Below are 9,610 nucleotides of genomic sequence, written 5' to 3'. Positions count from 1 at the left end.
CGGCTCGATATTCGGGTCACCGACCAGCCACCCGCCAGCGATCCGAACCGGTACACGCCGTCGGCTGCGCTGGACCGGTATGTCCGGCTCCGGGATCGCACCTGTCGCTTCCCCGGCTGCAACCGGCCGGCCGAGTTCACCGACCTCGACCACCGCATCGCCTTCACCGCCGGCGGGCGCACCACCGCGGACAACCTGCAGTGCCTATGCCGCCACCACCACCGCCTCAAGCACGAAGGCGGCTGGAAGATCCACCAACACCCCGACGGCACCCACACCTGGATCAGCCCCACCGGCCGCCGCTACCGCGAGAACGGGCCACCCTCTAATCCGGCCAGCAGGCGAGCGCAGCACCCTCCGGCCGATCCTCAAGCCGACTCGACTCACCTGCGCTCAAGGAGAAGCCAGCGTGGTCCAGACCATGGGCAGGGTGGCCGATGAAGGGGCGGCCTCCAGGTACGACACGCTGCCTGCGATCGGTTACGACACGGCACCTGGGATCAGGCGCCGCATGGCACCGGAGATCAGCTTGTGCGGGCTGCGCCGAGGGGGCGGAGGCGGCGTCGGCGTTCGGAGGGGTGCTGGAGGTCTTCGGAGCGGGGTGGGTCGAGGCGGCTCAGGTGGCGGCCGGCGCCGGTGGTGGGGCAGGTCCAGGTGCCGTTCATCTCGACCAGACGGATGCCGGGCTGGTCGAGCCAGCGGAGGACGAGTTCGATCTCCTCGGGGGAGGCGGAGGCGACCGGGCCGATGCCGGGGAGGACCGTCTCGGCGGAGGCGCGGAGCATGTCGAGGTACTTGCGGGGGTCCGTCCCGCGGGCGGCGAGGCCGGCGGCGGCGAGGCGGCCGTGGCGGATCACGTGCAGTTCCCAGGCGCCGTCGTCGGTTCGGCGGGCGGCGCAGATCTCGGCGCAGCCGCTGACCGAGGCCATCCGTTGCATTCGCGCACTGCTGCGGACGAAAGCACCGAGCCGGTCGCGGTGGACGGCGGCGTCCTCGTATCGCTCGTCGGCGCAGAGGCGGTCGATCCGCCGGGTCAGCGCGTTGATCACCGGCGTCGGGTCCGAAACCAGTGCGGTGCGGAGGGCGGTCACGAACTCGCCGTACGACGATGTGTCGATGCGGCCGTCACATGGTGCGACGCAGCGGCCCATCTCGGCCAGGACGCACGGCGACAACTGTGGAGTGCGGGACATTCGGGCGGTGCATTGCCGGATCGGGAAGGCCTCGTGCAACGCGGCCATCGCCCGCTCGGCCGTTTTGCGGGAGCTGAACGGTCCGAGGTATCCCGCGTCGTCGTCGCGGACCTGCTTCACCAGCGACAACCGGGGGAAAGGCTCGACCGTGACCTTCAGCCAGTGCTGCCGCTCGGGGAACTTGGAGCGCCGGTTGTATCGCGGTTTGTGCTCGGCGATCAGGCGCAGTTCGCGGACTTCGGCCTCCAGCGTCGTACCGCACTCGATGCCGCGGACGCCGGATGCGATCCCGATCATCTCGCCGATCCGGGTGCGGGTCTCGGAGGCGGTGAAGTACGACCGGACGCGGGTGCGCAGGTCCTTCGACTTGCCGACATACAAGACTTCGCCGCGGTCGTCGGTGAACAAGTACACACCAGGTGCGTGCGGCAACGCTTCGGCCAGGTGCCGCTTGGCCCGGACCTGCGGCGCGACCCGGGCGGAGAACGTCTGCAGATCCTCCAGGGTCTGGACGCCAAGCGATCCCACCCGTTCGAAGAGTCCGTGCAGTACGTCGACCGTGGCGCGCGCGTCGGACAGGGCGCGGTGGTTCGGCGTCGTGGTCGCGCGGAACAGCTTCGCCAACGTGCCGAGCTTGCAGTTGGGCGCCTCGTCGGGCGTAATCACCCGGCGGGCCAGCAACGCGGTGTCGACGACGGCGAAGTCCGGCCAGTCATACCCGTGGATCTGGCTGTCGTGCTTGAGGAAACCCGTGTCGAACGGTGCGTTGTGCGCGACCAGAACACAGCCGCGGGCGAACTCCAGGAAGGCCGGCAGCACGGAGTCGATCCGGGGGGACGAGGCAACCATCAGGTCGGTGATCCCGGTCAGTACGGCGATGAACGGCGGGATCGGCTCGGCCGGGTTCACCAGAGTCTGGAACTCCCCGAGCACCTCGCCGGCCCGCACCTTGACCGCGCCGATCTCGGTGATCCCGGAATCGCCGGGCGCGCCGCCGGTCGTCTCCAGGTCGACCACGCAGAAGGTGACGTCCCGCAGCGGTGTCCCCAGGTCGTCGAAACTCGGTTGCACACCACGGATCGGACGCACCGGCGAAACGGTGGGATCGGCGGCTGAGCTGCTCATGGCGACGACGCTAGAAGGCCCCGCCGACAATTCCGCAGGTGACACGCGGCGCGACGCACTACCCTCTATGCATGCGTATCCAAGCGATCACCGCGATTCCGGGCCGTCGGCCCGGACGCTGTGGTCTGCATCACTGGCTGAGCCAGACAGTCGTTCCGGCCGGACTGCGGGCCGGTGGCTGAGGCAGGCACCGCCGCCGGCTCCGCTGCCACCGTCTTGCCCGAACCGGTGCGGCAACGGGTTCTCAGCCTCGCCGCCCAGGCACTCGGTCAGCTGCCCGCGACCGACATCCCGCCCCCGCTGCGGCGATTCGCCAGCTTCGCGCCCGGCAAGCGCGCGAAGCTGTCCGCGTCCGTGCTCGGGCCGATCCTGGAGACCGACGAACACTTCCGCCGGATGGTGGGGTTCGAGGTCCGCCGGGAGCATCCCGAGCTCGCCGACGCCGTGGCGGAAGGCGTTGCGGTGCCCGCGGCCGAGCCGGTCGAGGTCGCCGCGCTGGCGTACCTGCTCCGGCCGGACGACTGGGAGAAGCTCGTTGCCGCGGCCGCGCAGATCGTGCCGGAGCCGGTCAAGACCGACGACCAGGCGATCAGCCGGCTCGCCGACCAACTCGACCAGGCGCGGACCGAGACCCGGCAGGTCCGGGAACGGCTGCGCGAGCAGGTCAGCGAGCTGAAGGCCGAGAACACCACGCTCCGCCGCAAACTCAACGAGGCACGCCAGCGGATCACCGGGCTGCAGCAGAACCTCGAGCTGCGGACCGCCGAGGCCGAGTCCGCCGACGAACGCGTGGACGCCGCGCGCGCCGATGTGGATCGCGAGCTGCGGAGGCTACGGGCTCGCATCACTGAGCTGGAGGCGGTTGAGCACGCCGCCCGGCGTACTGCGGGGCAGGAGCGCGAGCTGGCGTCGACCCGGACCAGGTTGTTGCTGGACACCCTGGTCGAGGCCGCGGCCGGACTTCGCCGGGAGCTGGCCCTGCCGCCCGGGGGAGAACTACGCCCGGCCGACACCGTCGCGGGCGTCGAACCGTCGGCCGCACCGGTCGGGCGGTCCGCACCGGACGACGATCCCGCGCTGTTCGACGAGTTGCTCGCGTTGCCGCAGGTGCATCTGATTGTCGACGGCTACAACGTGACGAAGACCGCGTGGCCGACCTCACCGTTGCACTCGCAGCGGCAGCGGCTGGTCACGGCGCTCGGGGCACTGGTGGCGCAACGGCGGGTCGAGGTCACCGTGGTCTTCGACGGCGCTGAGCTGTCCGGGCCCGTGCAGCTCAACTCTCCGCGCGGTGTGCGCGTCAGGTTCAGCCCAGCCGGGGTGATCGCTGATGAGGTCATCCGGCAACTGGTTCGCGCCGAACCACCGGGCCGCCCGGTCGTGGTCGTCTCGTCGGACCGCGAGGTTGCCGACAGCATCAAAAGCCTCGGCGCCCGCGCGCTGAGCGCGGCCACCCTCATCAGCCGCATCGGCCGCGCCTGAGGGCTCCGGCAGGAAGCCGCTGAGAAACTGTCGGTGGGGGTGTCTAGCGTCCTTGGCAGCCGGATGCAAGTCCGGGGCTTCCCCACTTGGAGGACGTTGTGCTGATCGACTGCGACGCGTGTGTGATGAAGGGTCCGGGCTGCCAGGACTGCGTGGTCACCGTGGTGCTCGGGATGTCGGCCGACCGGGCGGAACCACTGCGGATCGACGACGACGAGCGGGCCGCGCTGGACGCCCTGGCCCAGTCCGGGCTGGTGCCTCCACTGCGGCTGGTGCACGCCGTCAGTAGTGTCGAGCCAAACGCTGCTGCGGAAGGAGAATCCGCCGCCGACGCGGTCTGATCTGCCCGGTTCTCGCATGCCTACTCGACGTTAAGTTTCGATCAAACCAGAGGGGCGAATTGCACCGGTCACGAAACGGTCACTATGGTTACCTCTCGTTGCTTCAGAGTGTCGGTCGTCCAGACCGACCGGGCAACACCAGCCGAGGGTGACCCGCCAGGTCGTCGGAGTACTGCGGTAGTGCTCTGCTCCAGGTGCGGTCGACGGGGACGGCGTGAGCAGAGGAAGGACCGACCGGGCAGTGTCCATCGGACGCATCAACCGCACCAGGGGAATTGCCCTCGCCGCCATCACCAGCACCGCCGTCGTAGCGAGCGTGCTGTTCGTCCAGAACTCGGCGGATGCGGACCCGAAGCCGACGCTCGAGCAGGCCAAGGCCCAGGTGGCCGAGCTGCAGCACAAGGCCGAGGCGGCCGGTGAGGCGGCGAACGACCTGCGCGGCCAGATCAAGGCGTCCAGCGACCGGGTGAAGTCCCTGCAGGCCGGGATCAAGACCCAGCAGGTCCAGGTCGACGGCGTGAAGCGGCAGATCGGCTCGCTCGCCGTGGCCGGGTACCAGACCTCCGGGATGACGACGACGGCCCAGCTGCTGCTGTCGACGAACCCGGACCAGTTCCTCAGCCAGGCCTCCACCGCACAGGCCTTCGCGGGACAGCAGAACTCGGCCCTCCGCCGGTTCCAGACGGCGCAGGGCAAGCTGACCGACCTGCAGGCGAGTGAGCAGTCCGAGCTGGCCGCACTGCAGGAAGTGCAAGCCAAGCAGAACGAGCTGAAGAAGCAGATCCAGACCAACCTGGACGCCGCCGAGAAGGTGCTCAGCAAGCTGAGCGACGCCGAGCGGGCCCGGATCCAGGCGGAGAACGACCGCGAGGAAGACGCCGCCCGGAAGAGCCGGCCCACTCGCGAGGGCGACCGGCTGGACGACCTGAACATCCCGGTCAGCGGCCGCGCCGGTGCCGCGATCAACTACGCGATGGCCCAGCTGGGTGACCCGTACGTCTGGGGCGCCGACGGGCCGAGCTCGTTCGACTGCTCCGGGCTGACGATGGCCGCTTGGGCCCGCGCCGGGGTCTCGCTGTCGCACTCCTCGAAGGCGCAGGCCAGCGAGGGCCGCCGGGTGAGCAAGAGCATGCTGAAGCCGGGTGACCTGGTGTTCTACTACTCGCCGATCAGCCACGTCGCGATGTACATCGGCAACGGCCGGATCGTGCACGCGAGCCGCCCGGGCAAGCCGGTCAAGATCGACGATGTCGACCTGATGCCGTACAACACCGCGGTCCGGCCGGGCTGAGTAGGCGCAAGTCAGACCATGTTCGCGGCTCCGGGGCTCGACCCCCGGAGCCGCGTCGTTTCACCATTGACGTGCTTCACTGACCGGGGGAGCGCATAGTGTCCTCCCTGACCGGGGCAGGTGAGCAGCGAGGGGCCGAGGTGAACGACGAGCAGCGTGACGCCCCATTGTCTGACGCCCCAGTGTCCGAGGCTCCGATGCCCGGCCCGGACCACACCGCCATGTCGGACCACACCACCATCGTGATCCCGGCCCAGCATGCGGCGGCGCGTTCGAGTGGTGGCGGATTCCGCAAACCGCCGTTCCTCAAGCCGCCGTTCCTCAAGCCGCCCGGGGAGTGGCCGGTCCAGCTCTGGCCGGTGCCGAAGCCGCTGGCGAAGAAGGTTGCCCTGGGCACCGCCGTCGCCGTGGTCGCCATCGCCGCGTTCGCCGGTCTCCGTCAGATCGCCGACGCTCCCGCTGACCCGTCCGGCGGGCAGACCACCCAGGCCGGCCAGACCAGCACCACCCCCGACGAGGCTGCCGAGGGCGTACGCCGGGCCGTCGCGGGCGAAGCGGTCCTGCAGAAGATGGTCGACGCGGTCCGCGGTGAGAGCCGCGGCGAGTTCCTCAAGACGATCGACCCGCAGGCCAAGGATTTCGAGAACCAGGCCCGCACCGTCTACACCAACCTCGGCAAGTTGCCGTTGGCCACCTTCCAGTTGCGCTACGTGAGCGACGACGCGTCCGCGCTGACCCCGGACCGGCAGCGCGAGCTCGGCGGCACGGAGGCCTGGCTGGCCCAGGTCGAGGTGTCCTGGCAACTGACCGGGTTCGACACCAAACCCGCGCGCGAGACCTTGCCGGTGACGTTCGTGACGCGGGACGGTACGACGTACGCGGCGTCCTTCTCGGAGCGGTTCTTGGCCGGCCAGCGGCGGCCGATCTGGGCCCTTGGCAGCATCGAGGTCGTGGACAGCGACCACGCGCTGGTGGTCAGCCTCGACTCGCATGCCAACGCCGAGGACTATGCCTCCGTCGCCGACCGCGCGGTCGACTCGGTCAGCAAGGTCTGGGGCAAGACCTGGCGGCAGAAGGTGGTCGTCTACCTGCCGGCCAAGCAGTCCCAGATGGAGTACGTGCTCGGCGCCCAGCAGGGCACCTACACCCAGATCGCCGCGGTGACGATGGCCGAACTGGACATGCCGCAGGCGGGCGCGCCGGTGCGGATCGTGGCCAACCCGAAGCTGTTCGACGAGCTCGGCAAGCAGGGCCGCCGGATCGTGCTGACCCACGAGACCACCCACGTCGCCTCGACCGCGACCGCCTCGCCGGTACCGTTGTGGTTGGCCGAGGGGTTCGCCGACTACGTCGCGTTCACCGCCGTGTCCGTGCAGGACGAGTCGGCGGCGAAGGAGCTGTTCAAGGCGGTCCGGGCCGGGAAGGTGCCGACCCGCCTGCCGCCGCCGGAGGCGTTCGCCGCGTCGTCGACGGAGCTCCCGCAGGCCTACGAATCGGGCTGGCTGGCCTGCCGTCTGATCGCCGAGCGGGAAGGGCAGAGCAAGTTGGTGAAGTTCTACCGGACCGTGCACGCGTCGAAGAGCCCGACCGGTCTGGCCGACGCCTTCCGCGCCGTACTCGGCACCACCGAGCAGGAGTTCACCGCTGACTGGCAGAAGTACCTCAAGAGGCTCGCCGGTGTCTGACCCGGTCGCTCGCCGGGCACCATGGATCGCGGGAGTGCTGGTCGCGGCCGCGCTGGTGGTGGTGATCGTCATGACCACGCCGTGGCACCTGATCGACCTGCCGAAGCCGGACGCGACGCTCGACTTCACCCAGGCCGAGATCGACCGGCAGAACCAGTTCCGGCACGAGTTGTTGCCCTGGTCCACTACTTCCTGGATCCTCTCGCTCCTGGTCCCGCTGTATATCGGGTTCAGCCCGGTCGGCCGCCGCCTGTACGACGTCCATCGGTTGCGCCGGTGGTACGTCGCGGTCCCTGTGCTCGTGGCCGCGTTGGGGCTGCTGGCCAGCCTGCTCACTCTGCCGAGCGACGCGTTGGCCGAGCAGGTGACCAGGGACTACGGGTTGTCCACGGAGAGCTGGGGGCTGTGGCTCCGTGATCGGGCGGTGAACTGGGCGCTCGCATCCCTTGCCCTGACTGCGATTGCGATGGGGCTGATCGCCCTCGCCAAGAAGTGGCGGACCTGGTGGTGGGCTCCCGCCGCGATCGCTGGTGCGGTGCTGGTGCTGGGTGTCTCGTTCGCGTATCCCGTGCTGGTGGAACCGCGGTTCAACGAGTTCACCTCGATGGCGGCCGGTCCGCAGCGGGACGAGTTCATGCAGTTGGCCCGCGAGGACGGCGTACCGGTGAAGGACGTTCTGGTCGCCGACGCGTCGAAGCGGACCACCACATTGAACGCGTACGTCTCCGGCTTCGGCTCGACCCGCCGGCTGGTGGTGTACGACACGCTGCTCAAGGACGCCCCGCCCGCTCAGGTCCGGCTGGTCATCGCGCACGAACTCGGTCACGCCGCCGAGGGCGATGTCCTGCATGGCACGCTGATCGGTGCACTCGGGGCCGCGTTCGCCGTCGTCCTGCTGAAGTTGTTGCTCGGGGCACGGATGGCCGATCCGCGCCGGACTGCGTTGCTGTTGGCAATGATCATCGCCGGGTCCGCTCTCGCCGGCCCGGTGCAGAATCTGGTCAGCCGACGGATCGAGGCGCGCGCCGACTACCACTCGCTCCGGCTCACCAACGATCCGCGGGACTTCGTCGAGATGCAGCACCAGCTCTCGGTGCGGAACATCTCCGGGCTGGAACCGAGCCGCTGGCGGTACTGGATGTTCGCGAGCCACCCGACCTCACCGGAACGGATCGCGATGGCCCGGGCCTGGGGCGCGGAGCGAGGCGACCCCGTTCCGCCCCTGGTCAACCGGTGACCGTTCTCGTCGTCACGAACGACTTCCCGCCCCGGCAGGGTGGGATCGAGACGTTCGTCCGCTCCCTCTGCGGTGAACTCCCCGCCGGCGACCTGATCGTGCTGACCGCGAGCATGCCCGGCGACACGCAGTACGACGCGGCGCTGCCGTTCCGGGTGATCCGCGATCGCAGCGGCATGTTGTTGCCGACACCACGAGTCACCCGGTACGCCGTGAACGTGGTCCGCCGCTTCGGCGTGGATCGCGTGGTGTTCGGTGCGGCCGCACCCCTCGGGCTGATGGGATCGGCGCTGCGCAGAGCCGGTGTACGGCGAATTGTGGCGATGACGCATGGGCATGAGACGTGGTGGGCCGGAGTACCGGGGGCCCGGCAGGCGCTTCGGCGGATTGGGGACGCGGCGGACACGGTGACGACGGTGTCGTCCTGGTGCGCAACGCGGATCGCCCCTGTGCTGTCCGATCAGGCGGTCAGCAGGATGCGGCGGCTGACGCCGGGGGTGGACACGACACGGTTCTTCCCTGGTTGTGGGGGAGACGAGGTGCGGAAAGGGCTCGGGATCGGCGACCGGCCTGTGGTCGTGTGCGTGTCGCGGTTGGTGGCGCGCAAGGGGCAGGACACGTTGATCCGGGCGTGGCCCCGAGTCCTGGCCGCCGTACCGGACGCCGTACTGCTGCTCGTCGGTGGTGGGCCTGATCGCGATCGGCTCGAATCACTGGCAGCCGGTCACGAGTCGATCAGGTTCACCGGCGCGGTGCCGTGGGAAGAGATCCCGCCGTACGTCGACGCCGCGGACGTGTTCGCGATGCCGTGCCGGACCAGGCGATTCGGGTTCGAGCCGGAGGCGCTCGGCATCGTCGCGCTGGAGGCGGCTGCGACTGGGAAGCCCGTGGTGATTGGGGATAGCGGGGGAGCGGGCGACACGGTTCGCCATGGTGAGACGGGGTATCTGGTGGATCCGTACAACCCGCCCGCGACCGCCGTACGGGTGATCGAGTTGCTGACCGATCCGGGGAAGGCCCGCGCGATGGGTGCGGCCGGGCGGGAGTGGGTCGCGGCCGAGTGGACGTGGGCCCGGTCCGGCGCGGTGCTGCGGGAGCTGCTCGACCTGTGAGCTGAATCGCTCGACACGAGCGGCCCCGGTCCGTGTACTCTGGGCGCATGCATCAGATGTCGCGCCTCGCCGCAGCCGTACGAGCTCTCCGCTCGCCGGCTGCCGCTGCCTGACATCTACCTCCAGAAACCGGCGACCGGAAAC

8 protein-coding genes are annotated in these 9,610 nt (G+C 69.6%); 7 read left to right on the top strand and 1 reads right to left on the bottom strand.

Features of this window, described 5'->3' with window-relative positions:
* Positions 1 to 441, top strand: a 441-nt coding sequence (locus EV643_RS42200; protein WP_133805855.1) for an HNH endonuclease signature motif containing protein, incomplete at its 5' end; no start/stop codon positions are given.
* An 83-nt stretch (positions 442 to 524) separates the two neighbouring features.
* On the opposite strand, the gene EV643_RS42195 is transcribed toward EV643_RS42200, so the two are convergent.
* Positions 525 to 2,318, bottom strand: coding sequence for a DEDD exonuclease domain-containing protein (locus tag EV643_RS42195; protein WP_133805854.1), 1,794 nt, complete (start codon positions 2,316 to 2,318; stop codon positions 525 to 527).
* Between the two features lie 174 nt (positions 2,319 to 2,492).
* Between EV643_RS42195 and EV643_RS42190 the strand changes: the two genes are divergently transcribed.
* From EV643_RS42190 to EV643_RS42165, 6 genes are all read left to right on the top strand, one after another.
* Entirely contained in the window at positions 2,493 to 3,800 is a 1,308-nt protein-coding gene (locus tag EV643_RS42190) for an NYN domain-containing protein (RefSeq protein ID WP_133805853.1), read from the top strand.
* Positions 3,801 to 3,898: 98 nt separating this feature from the next.
* Complete coding sequence (locus tag EV643_RS42185; RefSeq protein WP_133805852.1) at positions 3,899 to 4,141, top strand: hypothetical protein; 243 nt, start codon at positions 3,899 to 3,901, stop codon at positions 4,139 to 4,141.
* Positions 4,142 to 4,382: 241 nt separating this feature from the next.
* Complete coding sequence (locus EV643_RS42180; RefSeq protein ID WP_133805851.1) at positions 4,383 to 5,432, top strand: C40 family peptidase; 1,050 nt, start codon at positions 4,383 to 4,385, stop codon at positions 5,430 to 5,432.
* 98 nt (positions 5,433 to 5,530) lie between these two features.
* Positions 5,531 to 7,117 carry a hypothetical protein gene (locus tag EV643_RS42175; RefSeq protein WP_133805850.1) on the top strand — a complete coding sequence of 529 codons (1,587 nt, stop codon included), beginning with the start codon at positions 5,531 to 5,533 and terminating at the stop codon, positions 7,115 to 7,117.
* Positions 7,110 to 8,354 carry a M48 family metalloprotease gene (locus EV643_RS42170; protein ID WP_133805849.1) on the top strand — a complete coding sequence of 415 codons (1,245 nt, stop codon included), beginning with the start codon at positions 7,110 to 7,112 and terminating at the stop codon, positions 8,352 to 8,354. The genes EV643_RS42175 and EV643_RS42170 overlap by 8 nt, the downstream gene beginning before the upstream one ends.
* Positions 8,351 to 9,466: a glycosyltransferase family 4 protein gene (locus tag EV643_RS42165; protein WP_133805848.1), complete on the top strand. Its 1,116-nt coding sequence runs from the start codon at positions 8,351 to 8,353 to the stop codon at positions 9,464 to 9,466. Before EV643_RS42170 ends, EV643_RS42165 begins: the two co-directional genes overlap by 4 nt.
* The last annotated feature ends 144 nt before the right edge of the window (positions 9,467 to 9,610 follow it).

It is taken from the genome of Kribbella caucasensis, from assembly GCF_004361855.1.
Taxonomy (GTDB): domain Bacteria; phylum Actinomycetota; class Actinomycetes; order Propionibacteriales; family Kribbellaceae; genus Kribbella; species Kribbella caucasensis.
This window is presented reverse-complemented; position numbering and strand designations above follow the sequence as displayed.